General features: G+C 63.6%; 19 protein-coding genes. 10 read left to right on the top strand and 9 right to left on the bottom strand.

The genetic code is table 11. The features are described from left to right. Window positions 1–17: 17 nt before the first annotated feature. The 5 genes from ACYPXD_RS07150 (at window position 18) to ACYPXD_RS07130 (ending at window position 4,584) form a co-directional block, all read left to right on the top strand. Window positions 18–749 carry an amino acid ABC transporter permease gene (locus ACYPXD_RS07150; protein ID WP_459709066.1) on the top strand — a complete coding sequence of 244 codons (732 nt, stop codon included), beginning with the start codon at window positions 18–20 and terminating at the stop codon, window positions 747–749. Next, on the top strand, window positions 746–1,495 hold the full coding sequence (locus ACYPXD_RS07145) for an amino acid ABC transporter permease (protein WP_459709062.1): 750 nt from the start codon (window positions 746–748) through the stop codon (window positions 1,493–1,495). Before ACYPXD_RS07150 ends, ACYPXD_RS07145 begins: the two co-directional genes overlap by 4 nt. 31 nt (window positions 1,496–1,526) lie before the next feature. Then, on the top strand, window positions 1,527–2,582 hold the full coding sequence (locus ACYPXD_RS07140) for an ABC transporter substrate-binding protein (RefSeq protein ID WP_459709060.1): 1,056 nt from the start codon (window positions 1,527–1,529) through the stop codon (window positions 2,580–2,582). A gap of 296 nt (window positions 2,583–2,878) precedes the next feature. After that, on the top strand, window positions 2,879–3,673 hold the full coding sequence (locus ACYPXD_RS07135; protein WP_459709122.1) for an ABC transporter ATP-binding protein: 795 nt from the start codon (window positions 2,879–2,881) through the stop codon (window positions 3,671–3,673). Continuing rightward, window positions 3,670–4,584 (top strand): ABC transporter permease, encoded by a 915-nt coding sequence (locus tag ACYPXD_RS07130; protein WP_459709057.1) that lies wholly within the window; start codon window positions 3,670–3,672, stop codon window positions 4,582–4,584. The genes ACYPXD_RS07135 and ACYPXD_RS07130 overlap by 4 nt, the downstream gene beginning before the upstream one ends. An 81-nt stretch (window positions 4,585–4,665) precedes the next feature. Here the strand turns inward: ACYPXD_RS07130 and ACYPXD_RS07125 are convergent, their stop codons facing one another. Together ACYPXD_RS07125 and soxC are read right to left on the bottom strand one after the other, a co-directional pair. Beyond that, window positions 4,666–5,232, bottom strand: coding sequence for a c-type cytochrome (locus ACYPXD_RS07125; protein ID WP_459709054.1), 567 nt, complete (start codon window positions 5,230–5,232; stop codon window positions 4,666–4,668). Next, entirely contained in the window at window positions 5,225–6,535 is a 1,311-nt protein-coding gene (soxC, locus tag ACYPXD_RS07120) for a sulfite dehydrogenase (protein ID WP_459709051.1), read from the bottom strand. The genes ACYPXD_RS07125 and soxC overlap by 8 nt, the downstream gene beginning before the upstream one ends. Before the next feature lie 389 nt (window positions 6,536–6,924). Here soxC and ACYPXD_RS07115 point away from each other — a divergent pair, with 389 nt between their 5' ends. Then, window positions 6,925–8,268, top strand: a complete 1,344-nt coding sequence (locus tag ACYPXD_RS07115) for an LLM class flavin-dependent oxidoreductase (protein ID WP_459709120.1) — start codon at window positions 6,925–6,927, stop codon at window positions 8,266–8,268. Between the two features lie 34 nt (window positions 8,269–8,302). Here the strand turns inward: ACYPXD_RS07115 and ACYPXD_RS07110 are convergent, their stop codons facing one another. From ACYPXD_RS07110 to ACYPXD_RS07085, 6 genes are all read right to left on the bottom strand, one after another. Beyond that, window positions 8,303–9,079: an ABC transporter ATP-binding protein gene (locus ACYPXD_RS07110; protein WP_459709048.1), complete on the bottom strand. Its 777-nt coding sequence runs from the start codon at window positions 9,077–9,079 to the stop codon at window positions 8,303–8,305. Then, window positions 9,076–9,966 carry an ABC transporter permease gene (locus tag ACYPXD_RS07105; RefSeq protein ID WP_459709046.1) on the bottom strand — a complete coding sequence of 297 codons (891 nt, stop codon included), beginning with the start codon at window positions 9,964–9,966 and terminating at the stop codon, window positions 9,076–9,078. Before ACYPXD_RS07105 ends, ACYPXD_RS07110 begins: the two co-directional genes overlap by 4 nt. 9 nt (window positions 9,967–9,975) lie before the next feature. After that, window positions 9,976–11,022, bottom strand: coding sequence for an aliphatic sulfonate ABC transporter substrate-binding protein (locus ACYPXD_RS07100; protein ID WP_459709043.1), 1,047 nt, complete (start codon window positions 11,020–11,022; stop codon window positions 9,976–9,978). A gap of 123 nt (window positions 11,023–11,145) precedes the next feature. Further along, complete coding sequence (locus tag ACYPXD_RS07095) at window positions 11,146–11,871, bottom strand: sulfite exporter TauE/SafE family protein (RefSeq protein ID WP_459709039.1); 726 nt, start codon at window positions 11,869–11,871, stop codon at window positions 11,146–11,148. 131 nt (window positions 11,872–12,002) lie between these two features. Next, a complete protein-coding gene (locus tag ACYPXD_RS07090) occupies window positions 12,003–12,413 on the bottom strand; it encodes a VOC family protein (RefSeq protein WP_459709036.1) in 411 nt (136 codons plus the stop codon). Beyond that, on the bottom strand, window positions 12,410–12,988 hold the full coding sequence (locus ACYPXD_RS07085; protein ID WP_459709033.1) for a helix-turn-helix domain-containing protein: 579 nt from the start codon (window positions 12,986–12,988) through the stop codon (window positions 12,410–12,412). Before ACYPXD_RS07085 ends, ACYPXD_RS07090 begins: the two co-directional genes overlap by 4 nt. A 154-nt stretch (window positions 12,989–13,142) precedes the next feature. On the opposite strand from ACYPXD_RS07085, the gene ACYPXD_RS07080 reads away from it, so the two are divergent. The 3 genes from ACYPXD_RS07080 (at window position 13,143) to ACYPXD_RS07070 (ending at window position 14,669) form a co-directional block, all read left to right on the top strand. Continuing rightward, window positions 13,143–13,403, top strand: coding sequence for a type II toxin-antitoxin system Phd/YefM family antitoxin (locus ACYPXD_RS07080; RefSeq protein WP_459709031.1), 261 nt, complete (start codon window positions 13,143–13,145; stop codon window positions 13,401–13,403). Next, on the top strand, window positions 13,400–13,669 hold the full coding sequence (locus ACYPXD_RS07075; protein WP_459709028.1) for a Txe/YoeB family addiction module toxin: 270 nt from the start codon (window positions 13,400–13,402) through the stop codon (window positions 13,667–13,669). The genes ACYPXD_RS07080 and ACYPXD_RS07075 overlap by 4 nt, the downstream gene beginning before the upstream one ends. Before the next feature lie 88 nt (window positions 13,670–13,757). Beyond that, window positions 13,758–14,669: a 2OG-Fe(II) oxygenase gene (locus ACYPXD_RS07070; RefSeq protein WP_459709026.1), complete on the top strand. Its 912-nt coding sequence runs from the start codon at window positions 13,758–13,760 to the stop codon at window positions 14,667–14,669. Here the strand turns inward: ACYPXD_RS07070 and ACYPXD_RS07065 are convergent. Beyond that, on the bottom strand, window positions 14,663–15,481 hold the full coding sequence (locus tag ACYPXD_RS07065; protein WP_459709021.1) for a hypothetical protein: 819 nt from the start codon (window positions 15,479–15,481) through the stop codon (window positions 14,663–14,665). The two genes, ACYPXD_RS07070 and ACYPXD_RS07065, sit on opposite strands and share 7 nt — an antisense overlap. A gap of 326 nt (window positions 15,482–15,807) precedes the next feature. Between ACYPXD_RS07065 and ACYPXD_RS07060 the strand changes: the two genes are divergently transcribed. Beyond that, on the top strand, window positions 15,808–17,793 hold a 1,986-nt coding region (locus ACYPXD_RS07060; protein WP_459709019.1), incomplete at its 3' end, for an alkaline phosphatase family protein.

Here is a 17,793-nt window from a genome sequence, read left to right as displayed (position 1 = left end):
ACATGTGTTGATTCCAGATGGAAGGCTGGCTGCAACCAAAGTACGTCGAGTGGATCGCACACGGATTTGTGATGACCGTGGTGCTGTCCGCTTGCACGATCGTCGCCTCGACCGCGACCGGTTTTATGCTCGCGCTCGCGCGCATGTCGCACCGCAATGCGGTTGAGCGCATCGCCGCGCTTTACGTGCTCGTATTCCGCAATTCGCCGTTGCTCGTGCAACTGCTGTTCTGGTATTTCGGCGCAGCCGTGCTGTTGCCGCCATCGTGGATGGCGTGGCTCAACGCGCCGCACGCGCTCGCAGCCGGCGCGTTTTCGCTTGCGTGGCCGCCGTTCGAATTCGTCGCCGGATGGGTGGGTCTCACGTGCTATTCGACGACCTTCGTCGGCGAAGAAGTGCGCGCCGGCCTACGCGGCGTGCCGGCGGCGCAGCACCAGGCGGCCGCCGCGCTCGGACTCACGCCGCTCGCGGCATTTCGCTACGTGATTCTGCCGCAGGCGCTTCGCATCGCGACGCCGCCGCTAGCCGGCCAGTACATGAATATCGTGAAGAACTCGTCGTTGACGATGGCGATCGGCCTGGCCGAACTGTCGTATATGTCGCGGCAGGTCGACACCGAAACGTTCAAGACGTTTCAGGCATTCGGCGCGGCAACCGTGTTGTACGTCGCGACGATCGCGGTGATCGAAGTCGCGCTGCTGGTCTGGCAACGCCGCAGCGCGAATGCATGCGGGCGGAGGCAGGCATGAGCGCGCTCGACTGGCTGCCGACGCTGCGCTATCTGATGCTCGGCACATTTCCCGATGGCCCGTTAGGCGGCGTGGCGTTGACGGTCGTCATGTCGGCCATTTCGGCGCTGCTTTCCGCGATGCTCGGGCTTGCCGGCGGCATCGCGCTGACGATGGCCACCGGTGCCGTGCGGTTGCTGCTGGTAGTGATAGTCGGTTTCTTCAGAGCGATTCCAGTGCTGATGCTGATCTTCTGGACATTCTTTCTGATGCCGGTTCTGCTGCACATCGACGTGCCGGGCCTCGCGACGGTCGTCTGTGCGCTGGCGCTCATTGGCGGCGCGTATCTGTCGCATTCGGTGCATGCGGGGCTCGCGGCGGTCGGCACCGGGCAGTGGCAGGCCGCGGCCTCGCTCGGCATGACGCGTGGGCAGGCGCTTCGTTATGTGGTGCTGCCGCAGGCATTGCGGATGATGGGCCCTTCGTTCGTCAATCAGTGGGTGACGCTGATCAAGGACACGTCGCTTGCCTATATCGTCGGCGTGCCCGAATTCACGTTTCTCGCGACGCAGGTGAATAACCGGTTGATGATCTATCCGGTGCAGATCTTTCTGTTTGTGGCCTTCGTCTATCTGCTGCTGTGTTCGGCGCTGCAATTTGCCGCGAGCCGGCTGCTGCGCGCGCGGGGCGAACCCGGCGGCTTTAGCACCGGCGCAGATAACGGTATCCGATTTGCTTCGTTGACGCGCGATGTGAGCGAAACGTAAATTCGCGTTCTTTGTTTTTCGGGGACCTCCGATGTCGATTTCACTTCGCGCCATCACGTCGCGCGCGGCTGCGCCTGTGCGCCGCGCACTGGCCGCTCTGCTCACGTTCTCGCTTGCTTTCACCGGTCTTGCGGGCGCGAACGCCGCGCATGCCGAAGGGACGATCCGCATTGCCGAGCAGTTCGGCGTCGTTTATCTGCTGCTGAACGTGGCGCGCGACCAGCACCTGATCGAACAGGAAGGGCGCAAAGAGGGGCTCGATATCAAGGTGGACTGGGTGAAGCTCTCAGGCGGCGCGGCCGTGAACGACGCGCTGCTGTCGGGTTCGATCGATATTGCGGGCGCGGGCACGGGGCCGCTCTTCACCGTATGGGATCGCACGCACGGCCGTCAGAACGTGAAGGGTGTCGCGTCGCTCGGCAACTTTCCGTATTACCTCGTGAGCGACAATCCGAACGTGAAAACCATTGCCGACTTCACGAGCAAGGACCGCATTGCGGTGCCCGCCGTCGGTGTATCCGTGCAATCGCGGGTGCTGCAGTATGCGGCCGCGAAGCAGTGGGGCGACAAGCAGTTCGACAAGCTCGACAGCCTCACGCAGGCGATTCCGCACCCCGATGCGACGGCGGCGATCATCGCGAACAGTAGCCTGATTACGGGCCACTTCGGTAATCCGCCGTTCCAGCAGCAGGAACTCGCGGGCAATCCGAAAGCGCATATCGTGCTGAATTCGTACGATGTGCTTGGCGGCCCGAGTTCCGCGACGGTGCTCTACGCGACTGAAAAATACCGCAACGAGAATCCGAAGACCTATCACGCGTTCGTCGCGGCGCTGGCCGATGCCGCGCGCCTGATCGCCGCGAACCCGGAGCAGGCGGCCGACATTTACATTCGTGTCAACGATTCGAAAATCGACCGTGCGCTGCTCGTGAAGATTCTGCGCGACCCGCAAGTGCAGTTCAAGATCGCGCCGCAGAACACGCTGGGCCTCGCGCAGTTCATGTATCGCGTCGGCGCGATTCGCAACGAGCCGAAGTCGTGGCGCGATTACTTCTTCGACGATCCGGCGACGGCCGGCGGCAGCTGAAATACGTCCATCGCGGTGCTGTTGCTCTTTGCCGTCGTTGTTACCGCTGCCAGGACGACGGAATCGACGCTTATGCGTCAACGTGTTTTGGATATGCGCAAACATTGGTTGGTTTGCGCTTCGCGCCCCCTTAAGGTGGCGTTTTGTCCGCGGGATCTTTCATCGTGACCGTTTCCACACCCAATATCTGGGTGCCCGCGCGCTCGCTGCGCGACGCGGGTGGCCATACGCATGCACCGGCCGCGGGTTCGCCGCCTGAACTCGAAGAGGCTGCGTCAGGCGAGCAAGATACAACGATCGCGTACACCGGACGCCTGCTCGCCGTCGACCGCGTGACGCTCGAATACCGCACACGGGACCGGCTCGTGCGCGCGACCTCGCAGGTCAGCTTCGACGTCTACGGCGGCGATCGTTTCGTGCTGCTCGGACCGTCGGGCTGCGGCAAGTCCACATTGCTCAAAGCAGTGGCGGGTTTTATCGAGCCCGTTTCAGGCTCGATCTCGCTCGACGGCAAGCCGGTGCGCGGGCCGGGCGCGGACCGCGTCGTCGTGTTTCAGGAGTTCGATCAGTTGCCGCCGTGGAAGACGGTGGTCGAAAACGTCGCGTTTCCTTTGCGTGTCGCGAAGAAGCTGCCGCGCGCCGAAGCGAAACAGCGCGCGCTGCACTATCTCGACAAGGTCGGCCTTGCCGGTTTTGCCGATGCCTATCCGCATACGCTGTCGGGCGGCATGAAGCAGCGTGTCGCGATTGCGCGCGCGCTGGCGATGCAGCCGCGCGTGCTGCTGATGGACGAGCCGTTTGCCGCGCTCGACGCGTTGACGCGCCGCAAGATGCAGGAAGAACTGCTGCGGCTCTGGGACGACGAGCGCTTTACGCTGCTGTTCGTCACGCATTCGATCGAGGAAGCATTGATTGTCGGTAACCGCATTCTGCTGCTTTCGCCGCATCCGGGGCGCGTGCGCGCGGAACTGAATAGCCACCAGTATTCGCAGGACAGCCTCGGCCGCGCGGATTTTCAGCAAAGCGTCGCGCGCATTCATCGGCTGCTGTTCGATACCGACGCCACGCAAGCCGAGCAACGACGGACATGAGTACGCCTGCTCGAAACGTGCGGCTCGTGCCGCCGGTACGCGGTGAATACGAATTGCCGCTCGAACCGCTCGCGGATCCCGCTTCTGGCGATGCATCCGGGGCGGCGGACGCGGCCCACCCGCTATCGCTCGCGCGCCGCGTGCTGGCAGCCGGCTGGTTCAGCCGTACGCTGATTGCGCTGGCGTTGATCGCGATCTGGGAAATCGCCGCGCGCGTCATTGCAAACGATCTGCTGCTGCCGACCTTCGGCGCGACGTTTTCCGCGTTCGTGCAGGGCATCGTATCGGGCGAACTGCCCGCAAAAATCGCGATCTCGATGTCGGTGCTGCTGCGCGGTTATCTGATCGGCGTGGTGCTCGCCTTCGCGCTGACATCGCTTGCCGTGTCGACGCACATCGGCCGCAATCTGCTGTCGATGCTGACCGCGATGTTCAACCCGTTGCCGTCGATTGCGCTATTGCCGATTGCGTTGTTGTGGTTCGGGCTCGGCACCGGCAGCTTGCTGTTCGTGCTCGTTCATGCGGTGCTGTGGCCGCTTGCGCTCAGTATGTACACGGGCTTTCTCGGCGTGCCTGCCACGCTGCGGATGGCGGGCCGCAACTATGGACTGAGCGGCCTGCGCCATGTGATGCTGATTCTCGTGCCCGCCGCGTTGCCTTCGATCGTCGCGGGTTTGCGGGTGGGCTGGGCGTTTGCGTGGCGCACGCTGATCGCCGCGGAGCTCGTGTTCGGCGCGAGCGCGGGGCAGGGCGGATTGGGCTGGTACATCTTTCAGAACCGCAACGAACTCTATACGGACCGCGTGTTTGCGGGGCTGGCCGCGGTCATCATCATCGGGTTGCTGGTCGAGCATCTGGTGTTCGATACGCTCGAGCGCCTGACCGTGCGGCGTTGGGGTGTGCAGCACTAGGGCCGCTCGATCGCGTGTGGAACCCAACGAAGCGCCGCTCAATCGCGGCGCTTCTTGTGCTTCGTGCGCCTCTTTGTCCGTTCACAACGCAGCGGGCCGCGGGTCCGGAATAAACCCCTCGCGGTTCGGCATTTTCACGCGCGGCAGCGTCCTGGCATCGAGCGTCGTATGCTCGGGCACGATCCCGTTCATATACAGCAGCCACGCACTGACCGAATAGACCTCGTCGGCGCTTAGCGATTCGGGCGCGTTATACGGCATCGCGCGGCGAATGTAGTCGAATAACGTGGTCGCGTAAGGCCAGTAACTGCCGACGGTTTTCTTCGGCTTCGCACTCGTCAGCGTGCCCGCTCCGCCGACCAGCGGATCGCCGATGCCGCCTTCACCGCCCTTGCCGTGACACATCGCACATTTCGCGGCGAACACATGAGCGCCCGCGGCAACGGTGCCCGAGCCGGCGGGCAACCCGCGGCCGTCGGGGCTCACGTCGATATTCCAGCGGGCAATCGCTGCGTTGTCGATCGGCTTGCCGATGCCGTATTGGCCGGAATGTTCGGCCGCGGAAGCGGAAACCGAGGTGGGCGCGCCACCCGCATACGCGGCCGCGCACGCGAATATCGTTGTCGTCACAACCAGGGGCTTAAGCATTGCGCACCTCGCCATTGGCGTCGACACGCCAGCTTTGAATGCCGTTGTAGTGATACTGCGAGTTGACACCGCGCGCGGCGACAAGCGCGTCGCGCGTCGGCTGCACATAACCGGTTTCATCGGTGGCGCGGCTTTGCAGCTGGGCGGGGCTGCCGTCCCATTGCCAGTCGGTTTCGAAGCGCGTCAACGCGCGGTCGTGCACGGCGCCGACGAGGCGCGCCGCGCGCCACGTCTTGCCGCCGTCGCTGGAAACATCGACCGAGCGGATACGGCCGCGGCCGGACCACGCAAGGCCACTGATCGCGTAGTAGCCGCGTGTCGTCAGTTTGTGGCCCGGCGACGGCCGCGTGATGACCGATTTCGCGTCCATCTCGAACACGAATTGCCGTGCGAGCCCGTCGGGCAAGAGCCCCGTGTACTTCGAGGTTTCCTCGCGCGTCATCTCGGGCGCCGTGATCAGCTTGAGCCGCCGCAGCCATTTGATATTCGTGTTGCCCTCGAAGCCCGGTACGATCAGCCGCAGCGGATAGCCGTTTTCGGGCCGCAGCCGCTCGCCGTTCTGCGCATAGACGATAAGCGCGCGGTCCAGGATGCGGTCGAGCGGCAGGCTTCGCGTGAGCGCCGCGCCATCGGCGCCTTCAGCGAGCAACCATTTCGCGGAAGGCGAGATGCCGCTTTCGTCGAGCAGCGTCGAGAGCCGCACGCCGGTCCATTCGCAGCACGACAGCAAGCCATGCGTAAACTGCACGGGCAGGCCGCTCGGCCCGTTCCATTCGCTGCCGGTATTGCCCGAGCATTCGAGGAAGTAGATATGCGATTCGGACGGAAAGCGCATTACGTCGTCGACGGTATAGATGCGCGGCTCGCGCACGAGCCCATGCACGACGAGCCGGTGCTGGTCCGGATCGATGGCCGGCACGCCCGCGTGATGCCGTTCGTAGACGAGGCCGTTCGGCGTGATGCTGCCGTAGAGGTCCGCAAGCGGCGTCATCGCCGAACCGGAGCCGGGCATCGCCGGCGCGCGCGCCACGCGGCGGATCACATCGTGCTCGAACGACGCGGGCTGGCCGTAGGGCGGCGCGACGAGCGGCGCGCCTGGTTCGAGTGTCCAGCTGGCGGGCGCGAGCGGGGTCTGCGAGGGTGCCGCCGCGCCGGTGTTGGCCTTGGCCGCGGCCAACGCGCGTTGCACGGGCAGTGCGGCCGCGGCGACGCCGCCGGCCAGTCCGGTTGCGAGACGCGCTAACGCGCGCCGGCGTGGACGCGACGGGGGCGATGATGGAGTGGAAGTCGGAGCGTTGTTCATTGGATTGTGGAGCGTGAGGAAGGCTCGCTGCGCATGGCGAAGTTAAACGGTTAGCACATGACGTGCCGCTCGCACTGAAAGCACCGATGCAAGCACCACCAGGTGTTCGCGTGCACCGATGCGGCTGCAACATGGCTGCGCGCAGTCATCAAACGGCCAACTAGCGGTGAACAAGCGGTGAACAAGCACTCAACAAGCGGTCAACGCGCTGCGAGCAAGCCGGTCATCGTAAGGCGCTCGCGGCTTTGTGCAAAAGAACGATTGCTTCAAACGATATTCCACGTTTCGCCCGTGCGCATGTCACGCCGCGCCGCGCTGCGCCCGATCGGCGAAATCGGCGTATGTTAGAGACCTTCTCATCGCTGACGGCGCACCTGCGCCTCGACACCATGACCCAGACCCGCCAGCTTCACCTCGGCGCTTTCATGCGGCCTGTCAGTCTTCATACGGGTGCGTGGCGCTATCCGGGCGCCTACCCCGATGCGAATTTCAACTTCGCGCATCTGGCGCGATTCGCCCAGACCCTCGAGCGCGGCCGCTTCGATGCGTTCTTTATGGCCGACCATCTGGCGGTATTGAATATGCCGGTCAATGCGCTCAAGCGCAGCCACACGGTGACATCGTTCGAGCCCTTCACGCTGCTTTCAGCGCTGTCCGCGGTGACGCAGCGGATCGGTCTGGTGGGCACCGCATCGACGACCTTCGACGAGCCGTATCACGTCGCGCGCCGCTTCGCCTCGCTCGATCATATAAGCGGCGGCCGCGCCGGATGGAATCTCGTGACGACGTCGAACCCCGACTCCGCGCTCAATTTCGGTCTTGACGAGCATGTCGAACATGGCGAGCGGTATCGGCGCGCGCGGGAGTTTTACGACGTCGTGACCGGCTTGTGGGATAGCTGGTCCGACGACGCGTTTGTGCGCGATGTCGAAAGCGGCATCTTTGTCGACCCTGAGAAAGTCCATGTGCTCGATCATCAAGGCGAGCATTTCCGCGTGCGCGGCCCGTTGAATATCGCGCGGCCGGTGCAGGGCTGGCCCGTGGTCGTGCAGGCGGGCTCGTCGGAAGCAGGGCGTCAGGTGGCAGCCGAAACCGCCGATGCGGTGTTCACCGCGCAGCCGAATCTCGAAGCGGGCAAGCGCTTTTATGCGGACGTGAAAGGTCGGCTCGACAAACTGGGGCGCCCGCGCGAGCACCTGAAGATTCTGCCCGGCGCGTTCGTCGTGGTCGGCGATTCGCTTGATGAGGCGCGTGAAAAACGTGCCTTGCTCGACACGTTCGTCCACTACGACAGCGGCATCGCGTCGCTGTCGATTGCGCTCGGCCACGATGTGTCGGGCTTCGATCCCGATGCCTTGCTGCCCGATATTCCCGAGTCGAATGCGAGCAAGAGTTCGCGCGAACGCGTCGTGAACTGGGCGCGTGCCGAGCAGTTGACGATACGGCAACTGGCACAACGTATCGGCGGCTACTCAGGGCTCGAGATGGTCGGTACGCCGAAGATGATCGCGGATCAGATGGAGCAATGGCTCGTCGAAGAAGGTTCCGATGGCTTTAATGTGATGTTCCCGTATCTGCCGGCGGGCGTCGATGAATTTGTCGACAAGGTGGTGCCGGAACTGCAGAAGCGTGGCATTTTCCGGCGCGAATATGAAGGCTCGACATTGCGCGAGCATCTTGGGTTGGCGCGTCCGGAGAACCGGTTTTTCGGTGCGGGGGCGGGGAGCCGCTAGCGTTTGATCGTGCCCGCGAGCTGCTCGATGCGCTTTATGCGGGCACGAGCGCTTCGAGGCTCGCGAACAATTCGGCGCGCAGCCGTTCGTCGACGGTTGCGTCGCGTTTGCGCGGCCGCGGTGCGTCGACCGCGAATTCGCGCACGATGCGTCCGGCGCCGTGGTGGTCCGGCGCCGCCATCAGCAGCACACGGTCGGACAGGAACAAGGCTTCGTCGAGATCGTGTGTGACAATCAGGGCGGCCATCTGGTGCGCGCGCGTGACCGATAACAACAGGTTCTGCAGCTTGATCCGCGTAATCGCGTCGACCGCGCTGAACGGTTCGTCGAGCAGCAGCAGACGCGGCCCGGAAAAGAGCCCGCGTGCGATCGCAACGCGCTGTGCCATGCCGCCCGACAATTGCTTCGGCAGCAGCCCCCCGACGGCCGCCAGACCGACTTCCGCGAGCAGTCGCTCGACGCGCGCGTTGGTCTCATGCGTGGCTCGCGCGGGAAAGCTCACATTGTTCGCGATGTCGAGCCACGGCAGCAGACGCGGCTCCTGAAAGATCACACCGACTTGCGGCGAAGGCCCGTGCTGCGCAATGCCATCGAGCGCCACCGTGCCGGAAAAATCACGATCGAGCCCGGCTGCAATGCGCAGCAGTGTGCTCTTGCCGCAGCCGCTCGGACCGACGAGGCTGACGATCTCCGCGCGACCGACCTGCAGCGTCGCGCCCGCGAACAGGGGGCGCGTTCCATAGTGCTTGGCATCGATTGCGATGTCGAGTAGCGGACGCGGGCCGATTCCGCGGTCTGATTGCGCGTTCATCGTGCGGCTCCGATATCGGCTGTATCGCGCCAGGCAAGCAGCCTGTGTTCGGCGAATTTCAACACGCTGTCGCTTAGCTTGCCGAGCAGCGCAAGCAGAATGATCGAGCCGAATACGATGTCGGGCCGGCCCGTTTCACGGCCGTCGCTGAGCAGATAGCCGAGCCCGCGTGTTGCTGCGATCAGTTCGGCGGCAACCATAAACATCCAGGCGAGACTCAGGCCCGTGCGCAAACCCGTGAAGATTTGCGGCAACGCGCACGGCAGCAGGATGCGCGCGAACATCGCGCGGCGGCTCAGCCGGTAGATCTCACCCAGTTCGATCAGTTTGCGATCCGCGCCGCGCATGCCCGCGACCACGGCAAGATGCACGGGGAAGAATGCCCCAATGGCGATCAGCGTGATTTTCGGTGCTTCGTCGATGCCCATCCAGAGCAGCAGGATCGGCACCCACGCGAGCGACGGAATGGCGCGCAATGCCTGAAAAGCGGGGTCGAGCAGCGCGTCGAGCCTGCGGCTAAGGCCCATCGCCGCGCCGGCCAGCAATGCAAGCACGGTGCCGCACGTAAAGCCCGCTAACACGCGCAACGTGCTAGCGCCGATGTGTCGCAACAGGCCCGCGGCACCGAGCTGCGTGAGCGTTTCGACAATGCTGGTCGGCGCGGGCACGAGACGGTCGGGCAGTACGCCGGTGCGCACCAGCGCTTCGATAGCCGCGAGCAGCATGAACGGCAGCACGAGGCCGGCGGCGTGCCATCGCCGCCGCGTCGCGCTGCGCGACGCGCGCAGGTTGGACCGCCGCGCGGATGGCGCGGCGCCGGAAGGCGATCCATCATGGTCGTCCCGCGCGGCGCGCGCACGTAATATCAGCGACTCTTCCCAAGCCATTGCAATGCACTATTGCGCGTTGGCCGAAGCAAGCTCGCGCTGCGAGGCGTGGGTATCGATGAGCGAATCGATGACCTGATTCAGGTCTGTGCCGGGCTTGACGAGCTTTTCCTGCGCGAGAACCGGCGCCGCCGCTTTCAGCGCATCGATCTGTTGCGCGCCCGGCTGCGGGTGGCTGAAGTCGTTGCGGCTGAGTTGCAGCTTCGCAACCGTGGGCGACACTTTCGATTCCTCGGCGATGATGCGCGCGGTCTCATCGGGATGCGCGGCAATCCATTGCCGTGCCTGTTCATAGACCTTCAGCACGCGCGCGACCGTTTCGGGATACTGCTTGATGAAGTCTTCGCGCGCATTGAGAAAGCCCCACGTGTTGAAATCGACGTTGCGATAGAGAAGCCGTGCGCCATTATCGATTTCGGCGGCGGCCATATGCGGGTCGAGCCCGGCCCATGCGTCGACCTGGCCGTTGACGAGCGCCGTGCGGCCGTCCGGATGCTGCAGATTGACAATCTCGACGTCGTCGCGCGAAAGCCCGGCCGCATGCAGGGCACGCAACGTGAAGAGGTAGGGATCGGTGCCCTTGGTGGCGGCGATTTTTTTGCCTTTGAGGTCGGCCACCGTCTTGATTGGCGAATCCTTGCGCACGACGAGCGCCGTCCATTCGGGGCGGGAGAAGATATAGATCGTGCGGATCGGATTGCCGTTCGCCTTGGCGAGCACGGCAGCAAGGCCCGCGGACGAGCCGATGTCGATGGCGCCACTATTCAGATATTCGAGCGCTCGGTTGCTGCCGAGGCTCAATACCCATTCCACTTGCGTATGATCCGCGGCGAACGCTTTCTCGAGCCATCCGTTGCGCCGGATCACGAGACTCTCGGGCGAATAGTATGCGTAGTCGATCTTCAGTTCGGCGGGCGCCGCCGCGCTCGTGGCCGCGGCCAACGCGGCGCCGCCGGGTACTGCCAGTGTCGCAACACCGATCGTCAGCGCCGCGTATGCGGTAAATGCGGACTTCTTCAGCAGTGTGTTCGCGGTGCGCCAGCCGATTGCCTTCATGTTCGCCTCGTTTTACGTAATCCTGACCGAACAATGTAGGGCACAGCAATCTACCAGGGGAACCAACAAAAGCTCACATCGAAAGCACCGGTGCGCATATCGTCGAAAGGATATGGTCTGCGCTTACCGGGTCGCGGCAAACAGAAGCGACAGTCCCGACGTCAGCATCAGCCCGTCGACGAGCGCCTTGAAATGATGCGCCGACATGCCTGCCACGATGCGCCGCGCGCCGAAGGTGCCGAGCATGATGGACGTACCGGTGATCAGTCCATTCGCCACGATGCGCGGGGGCAGCGCGCCGAACTGCTGGAAGATCGCGACTTTCGCGCCATACACGCCGAGCGACGCGGCGGCCTCGGTTGCCAGAAAAGCGCCTTTTACCAGGCCATAGCCGACAAAGACCGGCACCGTGATCGGCCCGGTCGACACGACGATGCCGGTCAGGAAACCGACCACGCCGCCGATCAGCGACAGATGCAACCGCGTGAAGCGGAACGATTCGCGGCGCGACAGCCAGCGGCGGGCCGGCACCATCGCGACGAAGAAAAGGCCCAGCGCGATATCGACGGCGCGCGGCGGCAAGGCGAGCAACGTGCGAACCCCGAGCATGGCGCCGGGGATGGCGGTGACGCAGTAGGCGAGGCACGCCTTCCAGTCGATCTCGCGCCACCACGACAGCACCTTGCCGAGGTTTCCCATGATGGCGGCGATCGCCATGATCGGCACGGCCTCGCGCGGGCCATGGAGGATGACGAGTACGGGCATCAGCAGCATCGACGAACCGGTGCCCACGATGCCGCTTAGCAAGCCCGCCAGCAGGCCCACGCCCAGTATGAGCAGATAAGCCACTCGTCCCCCTCTCATTGGAATTCGCTTCGTATGATGAGGGGAGCGACTGATTCATACAACCAGGAATTTCTGGCGCGTCAGGTAAGAAAAACTCACGGATGGCCAGTGGGTTTCCGCTCTGCAGGCCGATCTCAAGCCTTCGGCGCCTCGATCATCTTCCATCCGTTGCCGGCGGGGTCGCGAAAACCGGCGTCGACGCTGCCGTAGCGGTCGACCGGCTCCTGCGTGAATTCGACACCGCGCGCTTTCAGCTGTGCGTAGCTCGCGCGGCAGTCGGCCACTGAAAGCACGAGCGGCGGCATCGCGCCTTTCGCGACCATCGCGCGCAGCGTTTGCGAGGTCGCTTCGTCGTGGACCGGCGGCCCCGGGGTAAAGAGGCCGAGCTGGAACGACGGCTGATCCGGATGCTGGACCGTGAGCCACCGATACGGGCCGTTGCTCACATCGGTATGCACACGGAAGCCGAGCTTGTCGACGTAAAACGCGAGCGCCTCGTCCTGGCTGTCGACGTATAAGCCCACCATATTGACTCCCTCGTTCATGGCATGTCCTCCTTGTTGAGTAATGGCGGCAGCGTATCGTCGGCGAGGCGGCGGCGCTTCTCCAAAACTGCGATCGTCAGGTCGGGGCGCTGCGCGGCCTTCAGCACGCAGGCCGGCACGCGATCGAGCTGGCTCATGTCGGCGCGCGCGTCGATGCGCATCGCGCCGGGGCTTTTGCCCGTGATGTCGTGGAACGTGCGGCCGAAGGTGCCGAGGCTCTCCCAACCGGTTGCGAACGCGATGTCGGTAATGCTGAGGTTGGTGTCGCGCAGCAGCGTGGTGGCCTGTTCGATACGGCGCGTCAGCAGATAGCGGTGCGGCGGCAGGCCGAAGGCCCGTTTGAACGAGCGCGCGAAATGCGCTGCGGAAACACCGCTCACTTCGGCGAGGCGTTGGACGGGCCAGGCTTCGTGCGAGGCGGCGTCCATGCGGTCTTTGGCGCGGAGCAGGCGGCGTAGCAGGGCTGGGTCTTGCAGGGCGTCGGCGTCGCTCCCGGTGCCGCTGCCTGGGTCAGCGTTGGGCGCGCGATGCGGTAAAGCTGTGGACCGGGCGGAGTGATTGTCGCGCGAGGGCATGTGTATCGGGATGCGGACGGGTTAGCCGCTAGTTTAGCCCGGCGCCATGCGTCGGCGGCGATTGCGCATCCCGTTATACATGTACGATATACTGTACATGTATAGACGAGCCTGCTATACTGGTTCCAGTTAAAAGTTCATGTGGAATCATCCGATGCGTACCGTTCATTTCTCCGATGCCCGCAGTAACCTGAAAACGGTGATTGACCAGGTTGTCGACGATGCCGACGTGACACTCATCACGCGTCGCGACGCGCCGAACGCCGTCATCATGTCGCAGGACTATTTCGACAGTCTGATGGAGACGGTTCATCTGCTGCGCTCTCCCGGTAACGTCGCGCACCTCGAGCGTTCCATCGCGCAGTTGCGCAAAGGAAAGGCGAAAGAGCGCAAGCTTGACGAGGACGCTGAATGAGCATGCGTCGCGTGTTGTTCACACCCGACGCGTGGGACGATTACGTCTACTGGCAGGGGCAAGACCGCAAAACACTCAAGCGTATCAACCAGCTCATTCGCGAAGCGCAACGCACGCCGTTTGAAGGAATCGGGAAGCCAGAACCGTTGAAAGCCAACCTGTCGGGTTTCTGGTCCCGCCGTATCGATGACACCAACCGCCTCGTGTACGAAGCGGACGACGCCCAGCTCAATATCGTCTCCTGCCGCTATCACTATCAGGCCTGACTCCGGCCGCACCCCGCTGCCTTCCCTGACACCGAACTGTTGCGATGCACGGGTATGATCCGCGCATCACAACGCTTCCCCTGTTGTCATGCTCGTCAATTTTCCCGCCGATGTGCGCAACTGGCTGCTGGCCGAAATCGCGCGCGGCACGCCGGCGCAAGTCATCAGCGCGCAATTGCAGGCGCAAAACGTACCGCCGCAGCTCGCGGATGCACTCGTCACCACCGTGGCGCGCGCTGCGGCATCTGGCCAGCCGCCGGCGGCCGGCCAATTAAAAATAGATGACAGCTCGTTTGCCACGCTCCCTTACCAGCCTGAACCATTGCATCTTGGTACCGCGACGGTGCTTGACGGCGGGGATCGTCGCGTCGATGTGCTCGCGCGTCTCGAACGGCCGACTCTGGCGTTACTCGGTAACCTGCTCGACGATGCCGAATGCGCGGAGCTCATCGCGTTCGGCGCGCCGCGCCTCGAACCGGTACGCGTCGTCGACCCGCAAAGCGGCGAGGACGTGATCGACGAACTGCGTAATAGCGAAGGCGTGTTTTTCCATTTGGCGCAAACGCCGCTTATCGCGCGGATCGAAAAGCGCATTGAGCGCATAACGGGAATTCCGGCCGAAAACGGCGAGGGCATTCAGTTATTACGTTATCGGCCGGGTGCGCAACACATGCCGCATTTCGATTTTTTATCGTCGGATGTTGAAAAAAATCGAAAATCAATTGAGCGCAGTGGTCAAAGAATTGCCACATTGATCATGTATCTGAATAACGTCGAAGCCGGCGGCGAGACCTTTTTCACCGAATGCGGCTTTTCGGTCCTGCCGCGCCAAGGCAAGGCGCTGTACTTCCAGTACGGCAACCGGCTCGGCCAGACCGACACCTCCTCCCGGCATGCGGGCAGCCCGGTCGTCGCCGGTGAAAAGTGGATTGCCACCAAATGGCTGCATCCGCGCCGGTTTATCGCGCCCGGCGCGGCGCAGTCCTCGCACTCTTACTGATCCAGCCAGACGCCGACGAAGTCGCGCGTATTGCCGCCCGCGACGGTGCCGTGCTGCACCAGCGCGATATGGCGGGTGCCGTCCGCGGTGATGTACAGGAACGGAATCAGCCAGTCGCCGTTGTTGCCCGCTTCCGATTCGGTTTCCGCCAGCGATGCCGGAGGCGCAATGACAACCGGGTTAGCGCCGTTGCGCACATCGGTGATGCTCAGGATCGCATTGCTATCGATCGTCAACACCGAGTGTTGCGTCTGTGCCGTCGGCAAGCCGTCGCGCAGACAGTTCTCGTAGTAGGTGGGGAACGTGGTGTTCAGCAGCAGCGCGACGTTCTTGATCGGCAGCCCCGCAATCGCAACCACCTTCGACTTGAGCGGCTGGTTACCCGCTTGCGGGTTCGGCTCGCCGTTCGAATCGGGCTCGCAGGCCTGAATGATGCCGGGGAACACCACCGGCTGCTGCGCCGTCACCACGCCTAGCGTGACGCCGAGCGTCGGCGTGCCGCCCACCGTCATCGCACCGTCGTTCGCCGCGTCCGGCGTCAACGTCGCATAGTCGACCGAATTGATCGACAGCGTGCCGGTGGCCGCCTTGGGCTGCCACGTCACCTGTGCGGGCACGCCATCGAGACCGGCGTCGGTATCGCGCACGGCGGTGAAGATCTGCGTTTGAGCGACCGCCGGCGGCGCGCTCGCTCCGTCGGGCGCGCTCGCGCCCGCAGGGGAACTTGCCGGCGCCGAGGCCGAGGCCGTCGAAGTGGGCGAATCGTCGCCGCCGCATGCCGCGAGAGAAAGCATGACTGCGAGAGCCGGCACGAGGGCTACTGCTTTTATAGACCGCATTGCTGTCCTTTTTATATGAACCGATAAGAAAGGCTGAACAATTCCTATCGATCTGCCTTGGGGGATGGAATTAAAACGGCCCGAAGTTTAGGTTTCTTTTGTGACAGGGAAGCTGCGATTACATGTACATATCAAGTCAATACGATTTAATGAATGTCACATGGAAAGCGTCATAAAACATTAATCATCATGTATGGATAATGCGCCCCGCCATCGGCCATGTATCGCCGGTTGACGTCGTCGCGCGATGCGCGGATAGACGAGCTCGATCCCCCCGATCCATACGGAGTAAAAGAAAAATGTCCTCTCGCATTGAAACGCAGCCGCGGCAGAGGCGGCGCGCCATCGCCGTATCCGCATCCACGCTGTTCGTGATGGCTGTCGCGCCGGCGCTGCTTGCCGCATGCGGCGGCGACGATTCAGGCGGTACGAATCCTTCGAATTCGCTTGCCTTGACGCAGAAGGTGCAGGGCAGAATGGCCGCGCAGTACCCGAACGTGACGGTCTGCAGCGACGACAACAACAACGGCGCGTGCGACAGCAACGAGGCAACCACCACCACCGACGCGCACGGCAACTTCACCTTGATGACGAGTTCGTTGAACCTGCCGGTCGCCGCCGTGATTCCCGCGAACACCGTGTTTATCGATCCCGCCACGAACACGGCGAAGACCACCGCGAAAGCGATGGTGCTGCGCGCGCCCGCGGCCGCGAACACGGTGTTGAGCCCGCTGTCGACCGAAGTGGTGCGCGAAATGGCCGAGAGCAATATCGACGAGCCGACCGCGGTCGCGAACATCGCCGCGCGCCTCGGTGTGGCACCGGCCGATGTGCTCGCCGATCCGTCGACAGTGACCGACGCCACGAAAAAGCAGGCGCTCGCCGTCGAATCGAACATCGTCACGAACCGCTTCCAGCTCGCTTCGACGATGGTCGCGCGCGGCGATGTGTCGCCCACCACGGGCAAGCCGATCGCGATCGCCGAAGCCGAGCAGACCGCGTTCAACCTCGAGAACGTGCCGCGCTTCGACAACCTGTTCGTGATCATTCTCGAGAACCACACGAACAGCGCGATCGACGGCTCGCCGTCCGCGCCGAAGATCACCGCGCTGCTGAACGAAGGCAATCGCGCGACGAACTATTATTCGACGGGGCAGCCCTCGCAGCCGAACTACATGGCGCTGGGCTCCGGCGACGACTTCGGCGTGACCGACGATTCGGCGTGGTGGTGCATGCCGGCGGGCGACACGCGCGATGCGCCGACCGACGGCATTCCGTCCGGTCAGAGCGCGTGTACCAACGCCGCGGTCCACAACATCAAGAACGCGCGCAACATGTTCACGACGCTGAAAAACGCGGGCATGACGTGGCGCGTTTATAACGAATCGATGACGCCGGGGCAGGACGCGCGCGTCAATAGCTCGTCCGACTCGACCATTATCGTGGCGGACAACAACGATCCGACCATCCTCCTGCCGCGCCCGGGCAGCCTGTACGCGCTCAAGCACAACAATGCGGTGACCTTCGACGACGCGCGTAACGACGGCGAATTCCAGCAGGAAGTGCGCACGATGGGCGGCGGTCAGTGGGACGCGGCGTCGGCTTCGAAAGCGCCGGCGGGTTGGAACTTCGACCAGTTGGGCACCGATCTGCAGACCGGCGATGTCGGCACCCTCAACTACCTTGTTCCCGACCAGTGCGACGACATGCACGCGATAACGCCGAAGGACACAACCGGTACGAAGCAGGCCACCGACTGTTCGGGCGGCAGCGCGAATATCACGCGCGGCGACAACTACACGGCCGCGCTCGTCCAGAAGATCCAGGCATCGTCGCTGTGGGCGAACCGCAACAAGCGCGTCGGCATCGTGATCACGTTCGACGAGGGCAACGGCAACTATCCGGGCACCGCATCGTGCTGCGGCTGGAACGCATCGGGCACGGCGGTCAACGCGCAGGTCGGCGAGCCGGCCACCATCACGCAGCCGGTCGCGCACTACAGCGCGGGCAACCAGGGCAACGGGCCGGTCATTTTCGGCGTGCTGACCAACCAGCCGAATGCGCCGACGGGTCTCAAGGACACCGACCAGTTCAGCCACTTCTCGTTCGTGCGCACGATGCAGGACATGTTCGGCCTTGCCGACCCCGGCGTGCCGACGAGCTACATGAACCGCTCGAAGTACACGCAGTCGTTTATCGCGGCGAACCTCGTTTCGCTGCCCGAGTTCCAGGGCAGCATCGATCCGCACTACGACGCGGTTCGTCCGATGTCCACCGTGTTCTCG

Source organism: Paraburkholderia sp. 2C, assembly GCF_054589215.1.
The sequence above is the reverse complement of the archived record's forward strand: the minus strand, read 5'-3'. Positions and strand labels throughout refer to the sequence as shown.